The following is a 22,058-nucleotide window of genomic DNA, read 5'->3' on the forward strand; positions in this document are numbered from 1 at the left end:
TTTCGTACAGCCTTCAACCTCCTGCGCGCTTATCGGCTCTCACGCTCCTGTCCCCCCTACCGTGATCCCGTCGATCTTCAGCGTTGGCTGCCCCACGCCTACCGGTACCGATTGCCCGTCCTTGCCGCAGGTGCCGACACCGCTGTCCAGCGCCAGGTCGTTACCGACCATGGACACCTTGTTCATCACCTCGGGACCGTTGCCGATCAGGGTCGCGCCCTTCACCGGCGCGGTGATTTTGCCGTCCTCGATCAGGTAGGCCTCGCTGGTGGAGAACACGAACTTGCCGCTGGTGATATCGACCTGCCCTCCGCCGAGGTTGGCACAGTAGATGCCTTTCTTCACCGAGCGGATGATTTCCTGCGGATCGCTTTCGCCGGCCAGCATGTAGGTGTTGGTCATCCGTGGCATCGGCAGGTGCGCATAGGATTCGCGCCGACCGTTGCCCGTAGGCGCGACGCCCATCAGCCGCGCATTCAACTTGTCCTGGATGTAGCCCTTGAGCACACCGTTCTCGATCAGCGTGGTGCACTGGGTCGGCGTACCTTCGTCATCGACGCTGAGCGAGCCACGGCGCCCCGCCAGGGTGCCGTCGTCGACGATGGTGCACAGTGGCGAAGCCACCTGCTGGCCGATGCGCCCGCTGTAGGCGGAACTGCCCTTGCGGTTGAAATCGCCTTCCAGACCGTGGCCGACGGCCTCGTGCAGCAGCACGCCGGACCAGCCCGGCCCCAATACCACCGGCAGCGTGCCGGCAGGCGCAGGCACCGCTTCGAGGTTGACCAGCGCCTGGCGCAGCGCCTCGCGGGCATAGCCCATGGCGCGGTCTTCACTCAGGAAGTACTCGTAGCCGCTACGCCCGCCACCACCCTGGCCACCGCGCTCGCGCCGACCGTTCTGCTCGACGATCACGCTGACGTTGAAACGCACCAACGGACGGATATCCGCGGCCATGCCGCCATCGAGGCCCGCCACCAGAACGTGCTCCCAGACGCCCGCCAGGCTTACCGTCACCTGCTTGATTCGCGGGTCCAGCGCGCGTGTCGCCACGTCGATGCGCTTGAGCAGCTCGACCTTCTCGGCGCGCCCCAGCCCGTCCAGCGGATTGTCATGCCCATAGAGCGGCGCGAACGCGGCCTTCTTCAGCACCTCGACCCGCCCCTGCTGTCCGCTGCGGGCGATCGAACGTGCCGCCTGCGCGGCCTGACGCAGCGCATCGGCGGTGATCGCATTGCTGTAGGCGAAGCCGGTCTTCTCGCCGGACAGGGCGCGCACGCCCACGCCCTGCTCGAGGTGGAAGCCACCTTCCTTGACGATGCCGTCTTCCAATACCCAGGATTCGGTCACCTGATCCTGAAAATACATATCCGCCGCATCGATACCGGGGCCGGCCAGTTCGCCGAGCAGCCCCGGCAGATCGTCGATGGCCAGGCCACCCGGGCTCAGCAGACGCTCGGTGACGGGTAACAGCAGTTCACTCATATTCACTCCAGAACGGCCGCGTCCAGGCACGGCATGGAAAAACGTCGGTGGCTCAGCACCGGCATGCGTTGCCGGATCGCAGCCTGCTCGGCCACATCGCGGCTGGCCGACAATACGGCGTCGCCCGTGGACTGTTCGCACAGCATGCGCCCCCAGCAATCGACGATGGACGAATGCCCGTAGGTGATCCGTCCTCCGGGATGCTCGCCACCTTGTGCGGCCGCCAGCATATAGCATTGGGTCTCGATGGCCCGCGCGCGGATCAGCGACTGCCAGTGTGCCGCCCCCGTGGTCAGGGTAAAGGCCGAAGGCACGCTGATCAGCTCGGCACCCGCCGCTCGCAGTGCCAGGTACAGCTCGGCGAAGCGCAGGTCGTAGCAGACCGTCATGCCCAGGCGACCAAGCGGCGTGTCGGCCACCACCAGTCGTTGTCCCGGCGCGTAGTGGTCGGATTCCCGATAGCGGCCGCGGCTGTCGGTGACATCGGCATCGAACAGGTGCAGCTTGTCATAACGCGCCACCCGTTGTCCCCGCTCGTCGACCAGCAGCGAGCAGGCTCGCGGTTTTGCGTCCGGATCGCCGTCCGGCGGCAGCGGCAAGGTACCGGCGACGATCCACAGCCCCAGGTCCCTGGCCGCCTGCCCGAGCCAGGGCAGAATCGGCCCGGTACCCTGCGCTTCGGCCCGCCCCAGCGCCAGCGGGTCGGCATGCCCCATGGCAGCGAAGTTCTCGGGCAGCACGGCAAGTCGTGCGCCTTGCTCCGCCGCCTGCTCCAGCAATCGCCGGGCAATCTTCAGGTTGCTCTGTACATCGGCCTGCGAGGCCATCTGGATCACGGATAAAGACATGGTTCAGAACCGATAAAGGCGCGCCGCTCTGAGCGCGGTATTACCAACGCAACGCTTCAATGGCCGGTTAGTTGGGCTTTTCGAACGGCTTGTCGAAGATGATCTCCGGCGAGCGCCAAGGCCCTTCGACCTTGTACTGCACGCTGGCAAAACGCGCCACCCGATCACCGAGCAGCTTGTCGACCACGAACAGGGCCCCGCCGATCGCCGGCGCACCGGCAATCAGGGCGGCCAGCGGCAGGTTATTACTGACCGGCAGGGTCACCAGCAACTTGGCATCGATCCTGTCGCGCACCATGTCCAGCCGACCGTCCAGCTCCAGGTTGCTCGATGGCCCGGTGATGGTAATCGGCTCCTTCGTCAGGTAGACACCCTCGGTCGCCGACAGCTCACCCTTGATCCGATCGTAACTCAAGCCCTTGCCGAACAGATCTGAGAAATCCAGACGCAGGCGCCGGCCGATGGAGTTGAAGTTCAGCAATCCGAACACCCGCAGAGCCTGGGCCCCTCCTTCGACCTCGCGGAACTGACCATGCTGCAGCCGAGCCGACAAATCGCCGGATAAGCGCTCCAGCCCCACGAATGCCGGCGAGCCCGGCCAGTGCGCGTCCGCATCCAGGCGGAAGCTGTCGCTGCTGACGGTGGGCGCGAAGCCCCAGGCCACCAGCACATCGGCGAGGTTCTTGCCCTGCATTCGGCCCTTGTACCAGCTACGCGAAGCATTCCAGCCGCCGCTGCCACTCACGTTGAGTCCTTTCAGCCCCAGGTCCAGTTCGGTAAAGGCCACCCCGCCGCTGGCCGGGCGCATACGCAACGACCAGGGCCCCAATAGGTCCTGCCCCAGCCAAACCTCGTCGATGGCGATATCCATGGGCGGGAAATTCGCCGGATCTACAGCGGCCAGCGGGTCCTTGCGCTCGCTATCTTCGGCACCCGGTGCGGGTGCCGGCACTCGCACATGCCCGAGATCCACCTTGATCGGCACAACCTCGTCATCCGGTCGCAGCAGCGTGCCGGCAATGCTGGAACTGGCCAGCCCAAGCGACCAGGCATTCCCGGCGCGGCGCAGATCGATGCCAAGATTTTCGATCTCCTGGCCGAAACCCTTGAAACGCGCAATGTCGAGCTGAGCGCGCTTGAGCAAGGAGGCCGCAGACTGTCCCTCGCCAGCCTCACCATGCCCTGCCAACAGCGTCTGCCAGGCATCCAGGTCGAGCTCCGGCACGCGGCCACGCACGTACAGCCCCGCGCCACCCCGCAGATTTGCCGCACCGCCACCCAGCACCAGCTCACCGCCGCCGCTTCGCCAGTCGCCAGCCGGCGCCTGGAACGTCAGCGCGGCAAGGTCGCCGTGCTTGATCATGTAGCGTCGAGGCTCATCGCCCAAGGTCATCCTCAGGCTGGTGTCGCGGCGCTGGCCGGCCGGCTTGCCGAAAGGCGCCGGCAACTCGAGCGCCGCCCCCAGCAGCGAGGAATCGATCTGCAGCTGGCTGGACTCACCGCCGATATCCAGCCGCAGCTGGTACGGCAGCTCGCCCGAGGCCGGCAGCGAACGTTCGGTGCCCAGCCAGGCGAGCAACGCCTTCAGCGTCACCTCGCCGTAAGCCTCGATCCGCGTCGCAGGGTGCTCGGGGCGGCCCGTTGCCGTCGCCTTGCCGCGTACCGTGCGGCCCAAGGCCCGCGCCTGAATGTCCGAGGCGCTAAAGCCGCGCGCCGTGTCGTAGCGGAAGCGGCCGCCCACCTGCTCGAGCCCCAGATTCGCCTGGGGAATCCACAGCGCAGCGTTGGTGCTGACGAAATCCACTACCACATGGGGCCGCTCGCCGCCACCCAGGGGAATGTCCAGATCCAGGGTGCCGCTGAGCGGTCCCCGGGCCGTCCATCCGGCGAATATCTCCGTGGTGCCGATCGGAGCGACCTGTAGCAAGCTGAGCCCATCGACCAGTGTCCCGTCGACCGATCCCTGGATCGCTAGGCGCGGCGGCTTGCCGTTCTCGGCGTGTGGGACCTCGGCCAGGGCGTCGTGCACCCTGCTGTCGAGCATGCGTCCCTCGGCCAGACGCACGCGCACGCCACTGTCTTCGATCAGCACCTCGCCGCGCCCCTCGCGAAGCACCGGCCAGCCCGGCTGGAAAGCCAGTTCGGCATCGCGCACACCGAAGTACAGGCTGAGGCTGCGAGCCGTCGGCGGAGCATCCTTGCCGATCGATCCCTGGTACTGGAAATAACCCTGCTCGACGGTGCCGCCGCGAATCGCCGACACCAGCCAATCGCTCAGCGCCGGGCTCATGGCCGGGGAGCGCGTGGGCAGATACTTCTCGGTATAGCGCGCATCGCCGTCGCTCAGGCCGACGCGCAAATCCATGTAATCCTCGGCGGCGGGATCACGCATCAAGCGTATGACGAAGTCACCGGCCAGATGCCCCTCGTCCCCTTCAAGCCGCAGATAGGGCGCGACCAGGCTGAAGGCCTCTTCGTCCAGGGTCCAGCGCAGGCTGCCGCGACCTTGCCGATACGCCCATGGCGCCGGAAACAGCTCCGCCAGATGCAGGCTGAAGTCCTGATTGTCGAAACGCAGCTCGCCGCCGCCCAGATTGCCCCGCAGGATGCCATTGACGTTCTGCACCGCGGGTATCCAGCCATGCGTCGAGATACCCACCCCATCGAGATTGGCCGCGAATTCGACGCGCTCGGACAGCGGCACCTCGGGGCGGTAGTCGATCCGCAGGTTGCGCAAGTTGCCCGTCGGCGCGAGGTCCTCGAGGATGACCGCCGCCGTCTCGGGCAACGGCGCCAGTGCATTGGTCAGTGCCGCCAGCGGGGCCAGGGTGATGCGGTCACTCTGCAAACGCCACTGGTCGCCGGCGGCATTCCGGCTCAGCAGCAAGCGTGTCTCCGGCCAGCGAATATCCCCCAGCGTGAAGGCCAGCCCATCGAGCTGCAGCCGGTAGCCCTGATCGGAGCGCTCGACGTAGAGATTCAGCGCCAGATCTTCGGCGCTGACCGGCTCACGCTCCGCGTAGGCCCCCTGCAACTCGGCGACGTGAAGGCGCGTCACCGCACGCGACAAGCCCTGGTCACGCCAACTGGCCCATACCTCGCCACCCGCCCGCAGCCGCTGCAGATGCCAGTCTCGGGTCAGCCTTCGCGGCAACCAGGCGGCCCAGTCGCTTTGCGGAAGATTGAGGTAGAGCTCGGCCTGACTGTCCCGCCATTGCTGCGGCTGCACCTGCGCCTGTACGTGCATGGTCAGTGGCTGGCCATCCGGCAGCACCAGGCGCCCATCCAGTTGCAGGGCCTGGCCATCGATCGCCAGCTCGAAATTGGCATAGCTGAGGGTGAATGGCGACTCGCCCCGGGCTTCGACAGTCAGTTGACTATCGAACAGTGCCAGCCGGCGAACCTTGCCCAGCTCGGTGAATACTTTCTGCAGATCGGGAGACGACCGGGCGGTGTTTCCAGCGTCCGGCAAACCTTCCACTCGCCACTGGCCATCCGCAGTCTGCGTCAGGCTGAGCTGGACGCCTTCGAGTTCCAGGGCCGCCAGGCGCAACTCCCTTGCCCAGAGGCTCCCCGCCAGGTCGGGTATCACCGACAGGCTGTCCAGGCGCACCGCGGAATCGCCCGTACCGAGCAACACATCGTGGATCAGCAGGCGCGGCGCGAAGCCTTCCCAGCGCCCCTCGAGGCTTCCGAGCGCAACGGGCATGCCGAGCATCGCACGCGCCTTGTCCTGAACCTCCAGCCGATATTCGGCGACCAGCGGCACCAACTGGCGCCCGAGGCTGATGTACAACGCGGCCAGCACCAGCCCGAGCGCACCGAGCCACAGGCAGCGACGCAACAACGTATTGAGGAAAACAACGAAGCGGTTCATCCAGATGCGCTCCGACCGCCATCGTCAGGTGGGTGTCTATTCAGAGCAGCACCACATCGTACTGTTCCTGGGAATACATGGTTTCCACCTGAAACTTGATCGAGCGACCGATGAAGCTTTCCAGGTCGCCGACATTCCCCGACTCCTCGTCGAGCAGCCGGTCGATCACCTTCTGGTTGGCCAGCACCCGATACCCCTCGGCCTGATAGGCACGCGCCTCGCGAAGGATTTCGCGGAATATCTCGTAGCAGACCGTTTCCGGGGTCTTCAACTTGCCGCGCCCCTGACAGCACATGCAGGGTTCGCACAGCACCTGCTCGAGGCTTTCGCGCGTGCGCTTGCGGGTCATCTGCACCAGCCCGAGTTCGGTGATGCCGATGATGTTGGTCTTGGCGTGATCACGCTCGAGCTGCTTCTCCAGCGTGCGCAGTACCTGGCGCCGATGATCCTCGTCCTCCATGTCGATGAAGTCGATGATGATGATGCCGCCGATGTTGCGCAGGCGCAGTTGCCGGGCGATGGCCGTGGCGGCCTCGAGGTTGGTCTTGAAGATGGTCTCTTCGAGGGTGCGATGCCCGACGAAGGCGCCGGTATTGACGTCGATGGTGGTCATCGCCTCCGCCGGGTCGATGATCAGGTAGCCCCCGGACTTGAGCATCACCTTGCGCTCCAGCGCCTTCTGGATTTCGTCCTCGACGCTGTACAGGTCGAAGATCGGCCGCTCGCCCGGGTAATGCTCCAGACGATCGCCCAGCTCGGGCATCAGTTCGCCGACGAATTGCTGGACCTTCTGGAAATTCTCCCGCGAGTCGATGCGGATCTTCTCGATACGTGGGTTGACCAGATCGCGCAGCGTGCGCATGGACAGCGACAGGTCTTCATAGATCAGCGTGGGTGCGCCCACCGTCTTCATCTGCCCGTCGATCTGCTCCCACAGCCGGCGCAGGTAGCGGATGTCCATGAGGATCTCGTCCCGGCCCGCGCCTTCGGCAGCGGTGCGCAGGATGAAGCCACCGGTTTCCTTGATGCCTTCGGCGGCGACGCATTCGGCCACCACCTGCTTGAGACGCTCGCGCTCGGCCTCGTCCTCGATACGCAGGGAAATCCCGACGTGGCTGGTTCGCGGCATGTAGACCAGGTAGCGCGAAGGAATCGACAGCTGCGTGGTCAGCCGCGCGCCCTTGGTGCCGATGGGGTCCTTGGTCACCTGCACCACCAGGCTCTGCCCATCGTGTACCAGCGCGCTGATGGGCTCGACCGCGTTGCCCTCGCGGGTGGAAATTTCCGAGGCATGGATGAAGGCCGCGCGCTCCAGGCCGATGTCGACGAACGCCGCCTGCATGCCGGGCAGTACCCGCACCACCTTGCCCTTGTAGATATTGCCGACGATGCCGCGGCGCTGGGTACGCTCGACGTAGACTTCCTGCAGCACACCGTTTTCCACCACCGCCACCCGCGACTCCATGGGGGTGATGTTCATCAGGATCTCTTCGCTCATTGTTGTTCTCGGCCGATGGCGTGATACGGAACAGCCGAAGCTGAGGGTTGGCTCGATTCTAACGGCTTAAGCGCGCGAGCCACAGGCTCAGGTGAACCTGATGAGCGCGACGATTCGTCAGTTTCGGTCTTCTTTCACCCAGCGGGCGATTCCCGCCTGGTCGAGCAGTTGCGCCGTCTCGCACAGTGGCAGACCGACCACGGCCGAATAGCTGCCGCGCAACTCGGCGACGAACACCGCGCCCCAACCCTGGATTGCATAGCCACCGGCCTTGTCACAAGGCTCGCCACTGGCCCAGTAGGCCTCGGCTTCGGCCCGCTCGATCCGGCGGAAACGCACCCGGCTGGTAACCAGGCGTACCTCGCAAGCATCCCGGGTGGCCAGCGCAACGGCGGTCAGCACGTGGTGCTCGCGGTCCGAGAGGGATTCGAGCATCAGCAGCCCTTCGGCCCGGTCAGCCGGCTTGCCGAGTATTCGCTCATCGATGACGACGGTGGTATCGGCGCCCAACACAGCGGCCGAGTCATCATTGACCGCGGCCCACCCGGCCAGGGCTTTCTCGCGGGCAAGGCGCTGCACGTAGGCCTCGGGGCGCTCGGCCGGCAGGGGCGTTTCATCGAGGGTGATCGACAGCAGTTCGAACGGAACGCCGATCTGGGTCAGCAGTTCACGGCGCCGGGGAGACGCCGAGGCGAGAAACAACGCGGCCATACCTGATCCTTGTGATAAGTACCGGGGCAGCGTCGCATATCGGAGCGGCGGCCGGAAGCACCCGGCACGCCGCCTAGTTGCGCTGTCAGAACTTGAAACGAACGACCTGGTCTTCGCTCAGCGACAGGGTGCGCTTCTGTGTCACACCGCCGGAGACCACCTGCACCTCGTAGGTGCCACTGTCGAGCATCAGGGAAACCGGAGTCGAGCCATGGGGCTGTTCGTTGATCAGCACCTGGTCGTTGTACTTGTTGCTGCGCACGATCAGCGAATGCGTCCTGCTGTCGCACAGGTCGTAAGGCACGTCGAGGATCGCACAAGGCATCATCTTCTTCGCCGTTACCGCCGCCTGGATGCTGACCTGGGCCTCGACGGTGCCGTCCAGGCTCATGCTCGCCTCGGAGAACTCGCTCTTGGTGCGGTAGGAATACCAGTTCGGGCTGAGCTTGAGCGTTTCGACCTGGTCGCGGATTTCTTCGCCCAGTACCCGCTCATAATGCTCCAGCACCCACTGCGACATGCGTCCGTCGTGCTGATAGCCGGCAAGGCACTCGGCCAGGCTCTTGCTCGTCGAGCAGCGGAAGGAGATCGGCTGGTTGAAGTAGATGGTCTTGTCCAGGCGTCGCGCGATCGACTGGATCTTCTTGCTGTTGCGCTTGCGAGCCTCCGAGGCCAGCTGCGCCTTCACCCGCTCTACATCCCGCGCCGCCTGGGAAAACTTCAGCTGCTTGGCGGCAAGATCCCGCTGCACCGACTCGACCCGCTGCCGTGCGGCATCCTCCTCATCGGCGCTGCGCTTGTACTCCTCGAAAAGCGCATCGAGGCGCGCGCGATTGCTGCTCTGGGCGAAGAAATCCTCGATTTCCAGGCGGATCAGCTTCTGGGTATTCGACGATTGCAAGGCAGCAGCGCTCTGAGCGCTCTTCTCGATCCGCAGGGCGTCTTCGAGCTGCTGTTTTTCCGCCAGAATCGCATCGAGCTCGGTGAGCTTCGCCGTCAATTGCTCCGGCTGGTTCGATGTCGTCTCCTGCGTGCCACTGCCGGCCGCGCCGGACTGAGCGACCGGTTGCGCGGCGCTGTCCGCCTGGGAATAACCGCTGCCAACCGCCAGGACCACCATCAGCGCGCCAAAACAGCCAGCTCCTGCCAGCAAGGACCGCGCACCGCTGAACAACCGATTTCTCGAACCGGAAACGTCATTTTCCATAACCACTCGCCCGTGCTGTGCTTGGTGTTGGTATTTCTAGTTATCAGATTCGGGCCAGTAATGGCCTAAGGCTAGCGCCGCATGATTTCAGAAAACCTCACGCCGTACAAGGTCGCAACCGCCGCACATGAACTGTGTAGCAATTCGGAGAAAACGCAATGGACGGACGCCTGACCGGGCTTCAGCCGCGGCAGCCGCTAATAGATCTGGAAACGTCGACGCAGCCATTGCAGGCTGATGAAAACCCACGGCCACAGCAGGGCGCTGACCGGCACGGGCACCAGGAACAGCAGGGTCGGCGGGCGGTTGCCGGCCAGGGTATTGAGCCAGAGCTGGACCAGTTGGCCGAGCCCGAGAATGATCAGCAGAACCATGCTCTGCTGCCAGAGCGGGAACATCCGCAGCCGCTGCTGCAGACTCAGCACCAGAAAAACGATCAGCAACAACGGCAGCCCGTTCTGGCCGAACAGGGTTCCGGAAAGCACATCGAGCATCAGCCCCAGGGCGAAGGCCGCGCCCAGGCCACCGCGATGCGGCAGCGTCAACACCCAGTAGACGACGAACAGCGCCAGCCAGAGAGGACGGCCGAGCTCGATGCTGTCGGGCAGCGGCGCCACGCTGAGCACCAGGGCGAACAGCAGTGTCACCCAGATCACCCAGCCATTGTTCGCGCGCGGATTCATGGCCTGGCCTCGGCTTCCGCAGGTGCGGCCGGCGCAGGGGACGCGGACTCTGTGGCAGGCGCCTCGGTGGCGTCGGATGGCTGGGTTTCCTGCTGGGCCGCTTCCCGGTCGGCATTTTCTTGTGCCTTCGCAGCCGCGGTAACCCGCTCTTCGGGGCTGCGCGAGTCACTGAACACCAGCAGCAGATAACGGCTGCGGTTGGGCATCGCCGTCGGGATGGCGCGCACGATGGCGAATGGCTGGCCGGAGCCACGAACCACCTCGGTCACCTGCCCCACCGGGTAACCACTGGGAAAGCGCTGCCCCAGGCCGGAACTCACCAGCAGATCACCCTCCTTGATATCCGCCGTTTCGGCGACGTGCCGCAATTCGAGATAGTCCGGATTGCCGGTTCCCACGGCAATCGCCCGCAAGCCGTTGCGGTTGACCTGTACCGGAATGCTGTGCGTGACGTCGGTGAGCAGCAGCACCCGCGCCGCGTAAGGCATCACTTCCACGACCTGGCCCATCAGCCCGCTGGCATCGAGAACCGGCTGTCCGACGAACACGCCGTCCTGCGCGCCCTTGTCGATCAGAATGCGGTGGGTGAATGGATTGGGATCGAGGCCGATCAGCTCGCTGACGATCACCTTGTCGTCGACCAGCGCCGCCGAGTTGAGAAGCTCGCGCAGGCGCACGTTCTGCTCGGTGAGCATCGCCAGCTTCTGCAGGCGCCGCTGCATCAGCAGAGCCTCGGCCTTGAGCTTCTCGTTCTCGGCGGCCAGGCTGGTACTGCTGGATATCTGCTCGGTGGTCCTTTGCCAGACACGCACCGGTAGGTCGGCCAACCAGTAGAAGGGCGTCAGCACCAGCCCCATCTGGCTTCGCACCGGCTTGAGAAGGTCGAAGCGCGCATCCACCACCATCAAGGTAACGCAGAGTACGGCCAGCACCAGCAGGCGCGCGCCGAGCAAGGGTCCTTTGGCGAAGAGCGGTTTGATTGGCGGGTCCTCACAACTGCGAGCGTCGAACTAAACGCGACAAGCCGAAAACAGGGTCGAGCTGCTTTCGGCTTGTCGCTGGGTGTCTTCCGGAGCGGTGAACGATCACTCGGTAGACAGCAGATCCATGGCGTGCCGGTCCATCATCTCCAGCGCACGGCCACCGCCCCGCGCAACGCAGGTGAGCGGCTCTTCGGCAACGATAACCGGCAACCCGGTTTCCTGCGACAACAGCTTGTCGAGATCGCGCAGCAGCGCCCCGCCACCGGTCAGCACCAGGCCACGCTCGGCGATATCCGAAGCCAGCTCCGGCGGTGACTGCTCCAGTGCGCTCTTGACGGCCTGAACGATGGTCGCCAGCGACTCCTGCAGCGCCTCGAGCACTTCGTTCGAGTTGAGGGTGAAGCTGCGCGGCACGCCTTCGGCGAGGTTGCGGCCCCGCACGTCCACTTCGCGAACGTCGTTGCTGGGGAAGGCGGTACCGATTTCCTGCTTGATGCGCTCGGCGGTGGATTCGCCGATCAGACTGCCGTAGTTGCGGCGCACGTAGGTGACGATGGATTCATCGAAGCGATCGCCGCCAACGCGTACGGATTCGGCGTAGACCACGCCGTTCAGGGAAATCAGCGCGATCTCCGTGGTGCCGCCACCGATGTCGACGACCATCGAGCCGCGCGCCTCGTCGACCGGCAGGCCGGCACCGATCGCGGCGGCCATCGGCTCCTCGATCAGGAACACTTCACGCGCACCGGCACCCAGGGCCGATTCGCGAATGGCGCGGCGTTCCACCTGGGTGGATTTGCAGGGGACGCAGATCAGCACGCGCGGGCTCGGCTGCAGGAAACTGTTCTCGTGAACCTTGTTGATGAAGTACTGCAGCATCTTCTCGCAGACGCTGAAATCGGCGATCACACCATCCTTCATCGGGCGAATGGCGTTGATGTTGCCAGGAGTACGGCCGAGCATGCGCTTGGCATCAGTGCCCACCGCCACGACGCTTTTCTGGTTGCCATGGGAGCGGATCGCAACCACCGAAGGTTCGTCGAGGACGATACCGCGATCACGCACATAAATAAGAGTATTGGCAGTGCCCAGGTCGATCGACAGATCACTGGAAAACATGCCACGCAGTTTCTTGAACATGGGAAAAGGGCCCTGGGGCAAACGCGTGGGGAAAAAAGTGCCGCAAACTCTAACAATGGTGCGAACTTAGGGCAAGGCGCGAGTCTACCCTCATGCGCCGTTCATGCGCATTACGTGAAAACTGCCACACGTACGGACATTCGCCCGAGCGAAGGCGCACGGCGCCGCCGCTACCGATCAGCGCCGGGGGGATGTAACATTGCGGCTTTTCCGGATGCGGCAATATTGATGAAGGCATGCCCCGGAACCCGAGCGTTCGACGCGCTCAGTCGCGAGCTGTGAACTGCATTGCCCGGTTGCGCGCCGGGTCGGCTTTCAGCGGTGTTTCGCGGTTTTTTTTCGCAACGGCCTGCCCACCATACCTTGCCGTGACTCGCCTATCGACGTGGCGAGGTTATAAAAGGTGCAACCGACTCACTTCCTATTGGAGATATCCGATGGCGCTTGAACGCCCCGAGGTGGAAAAGATCGCTCATCTGGCCCGCCTGGACCTGAATGAAGACGACCTGCCTCGTACCACCGAGACCCTCAATAACATTCTCGGGCTGATCGACCGCATGCAGGCCGTCGACACCAACGGCGTCGAGCCCCTGGCCCATCCGCTGGAAACCACCCAGCGCCTGCGCCGCGACGAAGTGACCGAGACCAGCCAGCGCGACGCCTACCAGGCCATCGCCCCGGCCGTGGAAGAAGGCCTGTACCTGGTTCCGCGGGTAATCGAGTGATCAAGGATTCCGACATGCATCAACTGACCCTCGCCGAGATCGCCCGCGGCCTCGCCGACAAGCAATTTTCCGCCGAAGAACTGACCCGCACCCTGCTGGCGCGCATCGCCCGGCTCGACCCGCAGCTCAACAGTTTCATCACCGTCACCGAAGAGCAAGCGCTCGCGCAGGCCAAAGCCGCCGACGCCCGCCGCGCTGCTGGCGAGAATGGCGCCCTGCTCGGTGCGCCCATCGGCCACAAGGACCTGTTCTGCACCAAAGGCATCCGCACCAGCTGCGGCTCGAAGATGCTCGACAACTTCGCCGCGCCCTACGACGCCACCGTGGTCGAGAAGCTCGGCGGCGCCGGCGCCGTCACCCTCGGCAAGCTGAACATGGACGAGTTCGCCATGGGCTCAGCCAACGAATCCAGCCATTACGGCCCGGTGAAGAACCCTTGGGACCTGACCCGCGTGCCGGGCGGTTCCTCCGGTGGTTCGGCCGCCGCCATCGCCGCGCGCCTGCTGCCGGCCGCCACCGGCACCGACACCGGCGGATCGATCCGCCAGCCGGCGGCGCTGACCAACCTCACCGGCATCAAACCCACCTACGGCCGTGTTTCGCGCTGGGGCATGGTCGCCTATGCCTCCAGTCTGGACCAGGGCGGCCCGCTGGCCCGCACCGCCGAGGACTGCGCGTTGATGCTCGGCGCCATGGCCGGTTTCGACCCGAAGGACTCCACCAGCGTCGACCAGCCGCTGGACGACTACCTCGCCGCCTTGAGCCAGCCGCTGGCCGGCCTGCGCATCGGCCTGCCGAAGGAATACTTCGGCGAAGGCCTGGATCCGAAGATCGCCGACGCGGTGATGGCCGTGGTCGAGCAGCTGAAGCTGCTCGGCGCCACGGTCAAGGACATCAGCCTGCCGAACATGCAGCACGCGATCCCTTCCTATTATGTGATCGCCCCGGCGGAGGCCAGCTCCAACCTGTCTCGCTTCGATGGCGTGCGTTTCGGCTTTCGCTGCGAAAGCCCGGTGGACCTCATCGACCTCTACAAGCGCTCGCGCGCCGAAGGCTTCGGCGACGAGGTCAAGCGTCGCATCATGGTCGGCACCTATGCGCTCTCGGCCGGCTATTACGACGCCTACTACCTGAAGGCCCAGCGTATTCGCCGCCTGATCAAGAACGACTTCGTCAGCGCCTTCGAGGACGTCGACGTCATTCTCGGCCCGACCACGCCGAACCTGGCCTGGAAACTGGGCGAGAAGAACGCCGACCCGGTCTCGGCTTACCTGGAAGACATCTACACCATCACCGCCAACCTCGCCGGCATCCCCGGCCTGTCCATGCCGGCCGGCTTCATCGACGGCCTGCCGGTGGGTGTGCAGCTGCTGGCGCCGTACTTTCAGGAAGCGCGCCTGCTCAACGTGGCGCATCAGTATCAGCAGGTCAGCGACTGGCATACACGGGTACCAGCCGGATTCTGAATAACGGCAATCGCGGACTTTCACCTCTCTCCGTCGAGAGAGGGGCTTACGGAATTCGAGGAACACGCACATGCAATGGGAAACCGTGATCGGGCTGGAGATCCACGCACAGCTCGCCACCCAGTCGAAGATCTTCTCCGGCAGCGCCACCGCTTTCGGCGCCGAGCCCAACACCCAGGCCAGCCTGGTCGACCTCGGCATGCCCGGCACGCTGCCGGTGCTCAACGCCGAGGCGGTGCGTATGGCCTGCCGGTTCGGCCTGGCGATCGACGCCGAAATCGCCGGGCAGAACGTCTTCGCCCGCAAGAACTACTTCTACCCCGACCTGCCCAAGGGCTACCAGACCAGCCAGATGGACCACCCCATCGTCGGCAAGGGCCATCTGGACATCACCCTCGAAGACGGCACGACCCGACGCATCGGCATCACCCGCGCGCACCTGGAAGAGGATGCCGGCAAGAGCCTGCACGAAGACTTCCACGGCATGAGCGGCATCGACCTGAACCGCGCCGGCACGCCCCTGCTGGAAATCGTTTCCGAGCCGGACATTCGCTCGGCCAAGGAAGCGGTGGCCTATGTGAAGGCCATTCACGCCCTGGTGCGCTATCTCGGCATCTGCGACGGCAACATGGCCGAAGGCTCGCTGCGCTGCGACTGCAACGTCTCGGTACGCCCCAAGGGCCAGGCCGAGTTCGGCACCCGCGCCGAGATCAAGAACGTCAACTCCTTCCGTTTCATCGAGAAGGCGATCAACCACGAAGTCCAGCGCCAGATCGAGCTGATCGAGGATGGCGGCAAGGTGGTGCAGGAAACCCGCCTGTACGACCCGAACAAGGACGAGACGCGCTCCATGCGCAGCAAGGAGGAAGCCAACGACTATCGCTACTTCCCCTGCCCCGACCTGCTGCCGGTGGTGATCGAGCAGAGCTTCCTCGATGAGTTGCGCAGCGCGTTGCCGGAGCTGCCGCCGCAGAAGCGCGAGCGTTTCGAACGCGAGTTCGGCCTGTCCGCCTACGACGCCAGCGTGCTCTCGGCCAGCCGCGAACTGGCCGACTACTTCGAGCAGGTCAATGCCGCCTGTGGCGACGCCAAGCTGGCAGCCAACTGGGTGATGGGCGAGCTGTCCAGCCTGCTCAACAAGGAAGGCCTGGAGATCGAACAGTCGCCGGTTTCCGCCGAACAGCTGGGCGGCATGATCCTGCGCATCAAGGACGACACCATCAGCGGCAAGATCGCCAAGATGGTCTTCGAGGCGCTGGCTGCCGGCGAAGGCGCGACGGCCGATGAGATCATCGAGAAGAAGGGCCTCAAGCAGGTCACCGACTCCGGTGCCATCGAGGCGATGCTGGATGAAGTGCTGGCGGCCAACGCCGAGCAGGTCGAACAGTACCGCGCCAGCGACGAAGCCAAACGCGGCAAGATGTTCGGTTTCTTCGTCGGCCAGGCGATGAAGGCCTCCAAGGGCAAGGCCAACCCCGGCCAGGTGAACCAATTGCTGAAGAAAAAGCTCGAAGGCTAGCCGTAGCCCCGCAGAGCTTGTCCAAGAAGAAGAACGTAGGGCCGAACTTGTTCGGCCATGCGATCGGCGGCCGAATGAATTCGGCCCTACAGCCAGAGGACTATCAGCGCGCTTTGCGCTTCATCGACCGACACTGAAGGACGCCCCATGCGCCTGGGAACATGGCACATAGTCCCGCTTCTGCTCGCCCTGTTCACGGCGGGCTGCGCCGAGCGCGCGCCGGCGCCATCCTCGCCCGAAGCGCGTACACCACCAGCGAGCCAGAGCCGTTTCAGCCAGCAAGGCAAGGCTTCCTTCTATGCCCGCATGCACCACGGCCAACGTACCGCCAGCGGCGAACTCCACGACCAGAACGCCATGGTCGCCGCTCATCGCTCGCTTCCCTTCGGCACACGCATAAGGGTGACCAACCTGCGGAACAACAAGCGGGTGACCGTTCGCATCAACGACCGCGGCCCCTTCGTGCGCGGACGCATCATCGACCTCTCACGCGCTGCCGCCGAGCGAATCGGGATGATCGACCAAGGGGTTGCACGCGTGCGCATCGAAACGCTCGAATGACCCTGCTCATCGTCGGCAATCTGTTCGCCGGTCTGGCGCTGCTCGTTCTCGGCGCCGAAAGCCTGGTGCGCGGCGCGGCGCAACTGGCAAGGCGCATGGGCATCTCACCACTGGTGATCGGGCTGACGGTCGTGGCCTTCGGCACCAGCGCGCCGGAAGCCGCCGTCAGCATCAAGGCGTCGCTGAGTGGCAGCGGCGATATCGCTGTCGGCAACGTGATCGGCAGCAATATCGCCAATATCCTGCTGATTCTCGGCCTGTCGGCGCTGATAGCGCCGCTGAAAGTCGCCCGGCAGCTGATCCGTCTGGACGTACCCATCATGATCCTCGCCGGCCTGCTGAGCTTTGCCCTTGCCTGGAATGGCCGGATCAGCAGGTTGGACGGCAGCCTGTTGCTGGCCTGCCTGTTGGGCTACACGATCTTTCTGGTGATCGCCGGCAAACGGGAGAAGCAGCCACGCGACACCGACGAATTCGCCACGCAGTTCGGGGCGCCGTCCACCACTGCGCGCTTCGGCTGGCTGTTTCATCTGCTGCTGATCGCAATCGGCGCCGGCCTGCTGATCACCGGTTCCAATCTGCTGGTCGAAGGTGCCGTCGCCCTCGCGCGCGCCCTGGGCTTGTCGGAGCTGATCATCGGGCTGACGGTGGTGGCCGTCGGCACCTCGCTGCCCGAGCTGGCCACTTCACTGCTGGCGGTGTATCGAGGCGAGCGGGATATCGCCGTGGGCAACGTGGTGGGCAGCTGCATTTTCAATCTGCTGCTGGTATTGGGTGCCAGCGCTCTGGTGGCGAGCGACGGACTCTCCATTTCGCCCAATGCGCTGGCCTTCGATTTCCCCGTCATGCTTGCGGCGTTCGTCGCCTGCCTGCCGATCTTCCTTTCCGGATACAGCATTCGACGCTGGGAGGGCCTGCTGTTCTTCGGTTACTACCTCGCCTATACGCTGCACCTGGCGATGTTCTCCAGCGGCCTGCCGGTCATCGAGCTGTTCCGCCATGCAATGTCTCGCTACGTATTGCCCTTGACGGCGATAACCCTGGCGGTGATCTTTCTGCGCGCCTGGAAACACCAGCGCTGAGCCCTTCTTTTTTCGCGGAGTTTCGATTCGTGACACTCATGACTTTCGTCTATCTCATCGCCGGTCTGGTGCTGCTCGTCGCGGGTGCCGAGGTACTGGTACGCGGGGCTGCCAAACTGGCGGCGCAGTTCGGTATCTCGCCGCTGATCATCGGTCTGACGGTGGTCGCGTTCGGCACCAGTGCACCGGAAACCGCTGTCAGCGTGCAGGCCGCCCTGAACGGTAGCGGCGATATCGCCATCGGGAACGTGGTCGGAAGCAACATCGCCAACGTGCTGCTGATTCTCGGCATGACTGCTCTGGTCGCTCCATTGATCGTTTCGCGTCAACTGATTCGCCTGGATGTGCCGATCATGATTGGCGCCAGCCTGGCGACCTATGGGCTGGCGCTGGACGGCGCGCTCAGCCGCCTGGATGGCATCCTGCTGTTCGCCGCCGTCGTCGCCTACACGCTGTTCCTGATCATCAGCAGCCGCAGGGAAAATGCCGCGACGACCAACGACGAATTCACCAAGGAGTTCGGCCTGAACGAGCCCGCCAAGCCATATGCCGGCCTGATCAACGCCGCCCTGGTGATCGGCGGGCTGGTGCTGCTGGTGGTGGGCTCGAACTTCCTCGTCGAAGGCGCGGTAGCGCTGGCCCGTGCGCTGGGGCTGTCGGAGCTGGTGATCGGCCTGACCGTGATCGCGATCGGCACTTCGCTGCCCGAGTTGGCCACCTCGATTCTGGCGGCCATTCGCGGTGAACGCGACATCGCGGTCGGCAACATCGTCGGCAGCAACATTTTCAATCTGCTCTGCGTACTGGGTCTGTCCTCGCTGGTTTCGCCGCAGGCCATCGCGGTTTCGCCAACCGCGCTGGCGTTCGACTTCCCGGTGATGATCGCCGTCGCCGTCGCCTGCCTGCCGATCTTCTTCGCGGGCTACTGCATCAATCGCTGGGAAGGCGTGCTCTTCCTGGGCTACTACGTGGCCTACACCCTGTACCTGATCCTTGCCAGTACCGGCCGGCCGTTCGCCAACACCTTTGGCGATGCCATGCTCGGCTACGTGCTACCGCTGACGGCCGTCACACTGATCGTCATCGCGGGTCGAGCCTGGAAAACTCAGCGCTGACTCGGGTTCGCAACCAGGGTCTGTTCCGTTTCATTCGCGGTCGCGACGAACCAGGAACAGACCCTAGGGCACCCTGCCCTCAGCCTTCACGAACCTGCGGACGGGGCAATTCGAAAACCTGCGCGGTCTCCTCATCGTCACCCATGCGGTTGAGCGTGCCATCGACCACGGCGCCGTTTTCCATGCTCAGTTGGCGATAGCGGATGTTGCCCTGCACACGCGCGTTGGAATGCAATTCGAGCAGATGCTCCACCACCAGGTCGCCGACAATGGTGCCGTCGATCAGCGCATCGTAGCTGCTGACATTACCTTCGATCCGCCCCTCGGCACTGAGCGCCAGTAGGCTGTGCGTGCCCGGTTTGTGCCTGACGTTGCCGCACACCTCGCCGCTGATCTTCAGCCCTTCCTCGAACGTCACGTCCCCCACCAGCGACAAACTCCCCGAGATCAGACTGGAAAACTGATCGATGGCGACACGTGGCGCCGGCTTCTTCTTGCTGAACATCATCTACTCCAAAAAGGGTTAGCGGGTTTTCTTCTGCTGGCGGAAGAAAGCCAGGTCGGCCTGCAGGCGCTCGACCTGCGCCGACAGCGTGGCGATACGTCTGAGCAGCTGCTCTTCGGTGGCCTGGGTTTCCTGTTGTTTCAAGCGGTTCAGATCCAGCGCCGCCTGGAGCAGCACGCGCTCCTCCTTCAACGCTTCGATCTGCCGCTCATGGCCGGCCTGCTCGTGGCTGCGCAGATAGAGCAGTGCAACTATCACAGCCACCAGGGCAAGGATGATCCAGCGTCCGATACCTGCGCTCGGCGCGGCCTGCAAACGGTGTTCGACACGAAGCAGATCCTTGGTGGAAGGTCGCCTAGTCGTCGGCCAAGCCATCGCTGTCGCGCTCCATATCGCCCAGTGCCAGGAAGCGTTGCGGGTCGACGAACCGCCCCTTGTGCAACACTTCGAAATGCAGATGCGGGCCAGTGGAACGTCCGGTGGAACCTACCGCACCGATAGGCTGCGACGGCGTCACCACATCCCCGCGACGCACATCCATCCGCGACAGATGCGCATAACGCGTGACCAGGCTGTTGCCATGGTCGATTTCCACCAGCTTGCCATAGCCGCCCCGGCGACCCGCAAAGCGTACTCGGCCACCGGCCGCAGCGACCACCTCGGAGCCGCTGCTCAACGCAAAATCCACCCCGGAGTGGAACGCCAGGCGCTTGCGGAAAGGATCGATGCGATTGCCAAAGGCCGAGCCCAGGCGGGCCTCACCCACCGGGCGGCGAGAGGGAATCGTCATGAGCGCGGCGTTGCGCTCGGCCACACGCTGCATCAGTTCATCGAGCATCAGGCGCATGCAGCGCGCCGAAGTCTCGCTGTGCTGCAGATCGTCCAATGAAAAGGCGCTGCCATCTGCCCGCAGCTCGCCCGAACAACCCCGTGGCGGCAACAGGACACCGCCCTGCCCGGTCCCCTTTCGTGCCGGGCGATCCGGCACCAGTTCGGGCAGCAACGTCGGGTCCAGCGCAGACAACTGTCCGTGCAGCTCGCGCTGCTCATCCATCATGCGTTGCAATGCAAGCAGGTCGGACTCCAGCGACTTCAGTCGACCGACCACCTCGCCGACCCGCGCGATGGCGAACTGGCCCTCATCCGCAAGCACGGACTCTTCCTCATCCACCACCTCCGGCTTGGCACGCAGGTCACCGCCGACCCAGATGCCTCCAGCAAAGCTGCCCAGGCTCAGCACCAGCATCAGAGCAAGACCCGGCGCTGCCAGCCGACGCAGGCTCACGACACGAATATCGTCACGCGTCAGCGATCGGCTAGAAGGAGAAAAAAATGCCATGAATGATTCCCTGGAACATGAAGCAACCGCCTTGTCAGGCAGGCCGCTGATCGACCCGGGCAATTTGACGGAAATGCGTTTTTTTTTCTGAGGCATGGTGACCGATAACGACCATTGCCAAGCGATTCTTAAGCCATTAGGTCGATATTACGCCCTCCCAGACCGACGGCGAGCCCGCGGCTATATCCACCCCAATCGACTCAGCACCAGCAACCCCGCATTGATGGTCACCGCGGCGGACAGCGTGGTGATCACGATGATCGTCGCTGCCAACTGATGGTTGGAGCCGACCGCCCGCGCCATGACGAAGCTCGCCGCCGCCGTGGGGCTGGCGAAGTAGAGGAACAGGATACCCAGCTCCGCACCGCGGAAGCCCCATACCCAGGCACCCAGCGTGGCCAGGAACGGCAACCAGACCATCTTCATCAGACTGGAGCTGATCGCCGTCCCGCTGCTTTCGTGCAACGCGCTCAGCGACAGCGTTCCGCCGATGCAGATCAATGCCAGCGGCAAAGTCAACTGCGCGAAATATCCCGCCGAGGTCAGCAGCCAGAGCGGCAGCTCGACCTGCCAATAGGCGAAGGGAATGGCCGACGCCACCCCGATGATCAGGGGGTTACGCAGAATGCTGATGCAAACGGAGCGTACGCTGGCACTGCTGCCGGGGCTGTAGATGGCGAGCACCACCACCGAAAGCGTGTTGTAGATGAAGATCACCACACCCGCGAGCCCCCCCCCCAGCGACAGACCATAGTCGCCATACAGGCTGCTCGCGAGCGCCAGACCGACGATTCCATTGTTGCCGCGAAAGGCCCCCTGCACGTATACGCCACGATCGGCCACCGGGCAGCGCCACAACGCCCAGACCCAGGCGAGCACGAAACTGGCGATGTTGGCCAGCACGAAATAAACGATCAGCGAAGGCTGCAATGCGGAGCCGAGATCCGCCTGGACGATCGACAGGAACAGCAGCGTCGGCATGGTGCCCTTGAACACCAGCGCCGAAGCCGTATTGATGAATCCCGTGTCGATCCAGCCCAGCCGCTTGAGCACGACGCCAATGAAGAGCATCGCGAATACCGGAGCGGTAACGCTCAGCGTCTGAACGACAAGGGCCAGCATGGGAGTGCTCGAAGGGAAACGAAGAGACCGGCTATGGTAACCAAAGATGCAGCCGGACGCTGGATCGCATGGCGGCGGCCGACCGCTCCCGTTCTCTGCCTGAAGCCGCTCTTAGAGCCTGTTCACGATCTAGCGAGCTAGAGTCCTGCAAGGCAAAAACAGGCGAGGAAGCGGAGTTTACTGATGTAAATGAGC

Annotated in this window: 19 protein-coding genes; 6 read left to right on the top strand and 13 right to left on the bottom strand. The window is 64.2% G+C overall.

Translation table 11 applies throughout. From position 1 onward, the window contains the following. Nucleotides 1-39 precede the first annotated feature (39 nt). The 9 genes from tldD to mreB form a co-directional block, all read right to left on the bottom strand. Complete coding sequence (gene tldD / locus EA795_RS09385; protein ID WP_014851645.1) at nt 40-1,482, bottom strand: metalloprotease TldD; 1,443 nt, start codon at nt 1,480-1,482, stop codon at nt 40-42. A 2-nt stretch (nt 1,483-1,484) separates the two neighbouring features. Beyond that, a complete protein-coding gene (locus tag EA795_RS09390; RefSeq protein WP_122076825.1) occupies nt 1,485-2,330 on the bottom strand; it encodes a carbon-nitrogen hydrolase family protein in 846 nt (281 codons plus the stop codon). Between the two features lie 67 nt (nt 2,331-2,397). Next, complete coding sequence (locus EA795_RS09395) at nt 2,398-6,207, bottom strand: YhdP family protein (protein ID WP_122076827.1); 3,810 nt, start codon at nt 6,205-6,207, stop codon at nt 2,398-2,400. Between the two features lie 40 nt (nt 6,208-6,247). Then, nucleotides 6,248-7,705, bottom strand: coding sequence for a ribonuclease G (gene rng, locus EA795_RS09400; RefSeq protein WP_014851642.1), 1,458 nt, complete (start codon nt 7,703-7,705; stop codon nt 6,248-6,250). A gap of 117 nt (nt 7,706-7,822) precedes the next feature. Beyond that, nucleotides 7,823-8,416: a Maf family protein gene (locus EA795_RS09405; protein WP_122076830.1), complete on the bottom strand. Its 594-nt coding sequence runs from the start codon at nt 8,414-8,416 to the stop codon at nt 7,823-7,825. Nucleotides 8,417-8,501: 85 nt separating this feature from the next. Then, nucleotides 8,502-9,536, bottom strand: coding sequence for a PEGA domain-containing protein (locus EA795_RS09410; RefSeq protein ID WP_122076833.1), 1,035 nt, complete (start codon nt 9,534-9,536; stop codon nt 8,502-8,504). Nucleotides 9,537-9,820: 284 nt separating this feature from the next. Further along, nucleotides 9,821-10,306: a rod shape-determining protein MreD gene (gene mreD / locus EA795_RS09415; protein WP_058078539.1), complete on the bottom strand. Its 486-nt coding sequence runs from the start codon at nt 10,304-10,306 to the stop codon at nt 9,821-9,823. Next, nucleotides 10,303-11,286: a rod shape-determining protein MreC gene (mreC, locus tag EA795_RS09420; protein ID WP_080586023.1), complete on the bottom strand. Its 984-nt coding sequence runs from the start codon at nt 11,284-11,286 to the stop codon at nt 10,303-10,305. Before mreC ends, mreD begins: the two co-directional genes overlap by 4 nt. 105 nt (nt 11,287-11,391) lie before the next feature. Then, nucleotides 11,392-12,429 (bottom strand): rod shape-determining protein MreB, encoded by a 1,038-nt coding sequence (gene mreB, locus EA795_RS09425; protein WP_014851637.1) that lies wholly within the window; start codon nt 12,427-12,429, stop codon nt 11,392-11,394. A 437-nt stretch (nt 12,430-12,866) separates the two neighbouring features. On the opposite strand from mreB, the gene gatC reads away from it, so the two are divergent. The 6 genes from gatC to EA795_RS09455 all read left to right on the top strand — a co-directional run bounded on the left by gatC (nt 12,867) and on the right by EA795_RS09455 (nt 18,897). After that, nucleotides 12,867-13,154: an Asp-tRNA(Asn)/Glu-tRNA(Gln) amidotransferase subunit GatC gene (gene gatC / locus EA795_RS09430; RefSeq protein WP_122076835.1), complete on the top strand. Its 288-nt coding sequence runs from the start codon at nt 12,867-12,869 to the stop codon at nt 13,152-13,154. 14 nt (nt 13,155-13,168) lie between these two features. Continuing rightward, on the top strand, nt 13,169-14,620 hold the full coding sequence (gene gatA, locus EA795_RS09435) for an Asp-tRNA(Asn)/Glu-tRNA(Gln) amidotransferase subunit GatA (protein WP_122076993.1): 1,452 nt from the start codon (nt 13,169-13,171) through the stop codon (nt 14,618-14,620). A 70-nt stretch (nt 14,621-14,690) separates the two neighbouring features. After that, a complete protein-coding gene (gatB, locus tag EA795_RS09440; protein WP_122076838.1) occupies nt 14,691-16,139 on the top strand; it encodes an Asp-tRNA(Asn)/Glu-tRNA(Gln) amidotransferase subunit GatB in 1,449 nt (482 codons plus the stop codon). A 147-nt stretch (nt 16,140-16,286) separates the two neighbouring features. Further along, nucleotides 16,287-16,700, top strand: a complete 414-nt coding sequence (locus EA795_RS09445; protein ID WP_122076841.1) for a septal ring lytic transglycosylase RlpA family protein — start codon at nt 16,287-16,289, stop codon at nt 16,698-16,700. After that, nucleotides 16,697-17,782, top strand: a complete 1,086-nt coding sequence (locus EA795_RS09450; RefSeq protein WP_122076844.1) for a calcium/sodium antiporter — start codon at nt 16,697-16,699, stop codon at nt 17,780-17,782. Before EA795_RS09445 ends, EA795_RS09450 begins: the two co-directional genes overlap by 4 nt. Before the next feature lie 29 nt (nt 17,783-17,811). Then, nucleotides 17,812-18,897 carry a calcium/sodium antiporter gene (locus EA795_RS09455; protein ID WP_014851631.1) on the top strand — a complete coding sequence of 362 codons (1,086 nt, stop codon included), beginning with the start codon at nt 17,812-17,814 and terminating at the stop codon, nt 18,895-18,897. A gap of 79 nt (nt 18,898-18,976) precedes the next feature. On the opposite strand, the gene EA795_RS09460 is transcribed toward EA795_RS09455, so the two are convergent. From EA795_RS09460 to EA795_RS09475, 4 genes are all read right to left on the bottom strand, one after another. Then, on the bottom strand, nt 18,977-19,402 hold the full coding sequence (locus tag EA795_RS09460) for a bactofilin family protein (protein WP_014851630.1): 426 nt from the start codon (nt 19,400-19,402) through the stop codon (nt 18,977-18,979). A gap of 18 nt (nt 19,403-19,420) precedes the next feature. Further along, complete coding sequence (locus EA795_RS09465; protein WP_043942507.1) at nt 19,421-19,777, bottom strand: hypothetical protein; 357 nt, start codon at nt 19,775-19,777, stop codon at nt 19,421-19,423. After that, the gene (locus EA795_RS09470; protein WP_043942506.1) at nt 19,758-20,741 is read right to left on the bottom strand and encodes a M23 family metallopeptidase; all 984 of its coding nucleotides are present in this window, start codon (nt 20,739-20,741) and stop codon (nt 19,758-19,760) included. The genes EA795_RS09465 and EA795_RS09470 overlap by 20 nt, the downstream gene beginning before the upstream one ends. Before the next feature lie 180 nt (nt 20,742-20,921). Further along, complete coding sequence (locus EA795_RS09475; RefSeq protein WP_122076847.1) at nt 20,922-21,863, bottom strand: AEC family transporter; 942 nt, start codon at nt 21,861-21,863, stop codon at nt 20,922-20,924. Nucleotides 21,864-22,058 lie beyond the last annotated feature (195 nt).

It is taken from the genome of Stutzerimonas nitrititolerans, from assembly GCF_003696285.1.
Lineage (GTDB): Bacteria > Pseudomonadota > Gammaproteobacteria > Pseudomonadales > Pseudomonadaceae > Stutzerimonas > Stutzerimonas nitrititolerans.

What these genes read in the sequence shown, in the direction of transcription:
- tldD (WP_014851645.1), bottom strand. Translation starts at nt 1,482, where the DNA reads ATGAGTGAACTGCTGTTACCCGTCACCGAGCGTCTGCTGAGCCCGGGT.
- EA795_RS09390 (WP_122076825.1), bottom strand. Translation starts at nt 2,330, where the DNA reads ATGTCTTTATCCGTGATCCAGATGGCCTCGCAGGCCGATGTACAGAGC.
- EA795_RS09395 (WP_122076827.1), bottom strand. Translation starts at nt 6,207, where the DNA reads ATGAACCGCTTCGTTGTTTTCCTCAATACGTTGTTGCGTCGCTGCCTG.
- rng (WP_014851642.1), bottom strand. Translation starts at nt 7,705, where the DNA reads ATGAGCGAAGAGATCCTGATGAACATCACCCCCATGGAGTCGCGGGTG.
- EA795_RS09405 (WP_122076830.1), bottom strand. Translation starts at nt 8,416, where the DNA reads ATGGCCGCGTTGTTTCTCGCCTCGGCGTCTCCCCGGCGCCGTGAACTG.
- EA795_RS09410 (WP_122076833.1), bottom strand. Translation starts at nt 9,536, where the DNA reads ATGGTGGTCCTGGCGGTTGGCAGCGGTTATTCCCAGGCGGACAGCGCC.
- mreD (WP_058078539.1), bottom strand. Translation starts at nt 10,306, where the DNA reads ATGAATCCGCGCGCGAACAATGGCTGGGTGATCTGGGTGACACTGCTG.
- mreB (WP_014851637.1), bottom strand. Translation starts at nt 12,429, where the DNA reads ATGTTCAAGAAACTGCGTGGCATGTTTTCCAGTGATCTGTCGATCGAC.
- gatC (WP_122076835.1), top strand. Translation starts at nt 12,867, where the DNA reads ATGGCGCTTGAACGCCCCGAGGTGGAAAAGATCGCTCATCTGGCCCGC.
- gatA (WP_122076993.1), top strand. Translation starts at nt 13,169, where the DNA reads ATGCATCAACTGACCCTCGCCGAGATCGCCCGCGGCCTCGCCGACAAG.
- gatB (WP_122076838.1), top strand. Translation starts at nt 14,691, where the DNA reads ATGCAATGGGAAACCGTGATCGGGCTGGAGATCCACGCACAGCTCGCC.
- EA795_RS09445 (WP_122076841.1), top strand. Translation starts at nt 16,287, where the DNA reads ATGCGCCTGGGAACATGGCACATAGTCCCGCTTCTGCTCGCCCTGTTC.
- EA795_RS09450 (WP_122076844.1), top strand. Translation starts at nt 16,697, where the DNA reads ATGACCCTGCTCATCGTCGGCAATCTGTTCGCCGGTCTGGCGCTGCTC.
- EA795_RS09460 (WP_014851630.1), bottom strand. Translation starts at nt 19,402, where the DNA reads ATGTTCAGCAAGAAGAAGCCGGCGCCACGTGTCGCCATCGATCAGTTT.
- EA795_RS09465 (WP_043942507.1), bottom strand. Translation starts at nt 19,777, where the DNA reads ATGGCTTGGCCGACGACTAGGCGACCTTCCACCAAGGATCTGCTTCGT.
- EA795_RS09470 (WP_043942506.1), bottom strand. Translation starts at nt 20,741, where the DNA reads ATGGCATTTTTTTCTCCTTCTAGCCGATCGCTGACGCGTGACGATATT.
- EA795_RS09475 (WP_122076847.1), bottom strand. Translation starts at nt 21,863, where the DNA reads ATGCTGGCCCTTGTCGTTCAGACGCTGAGCGTTACCGCTCCGGTATTC.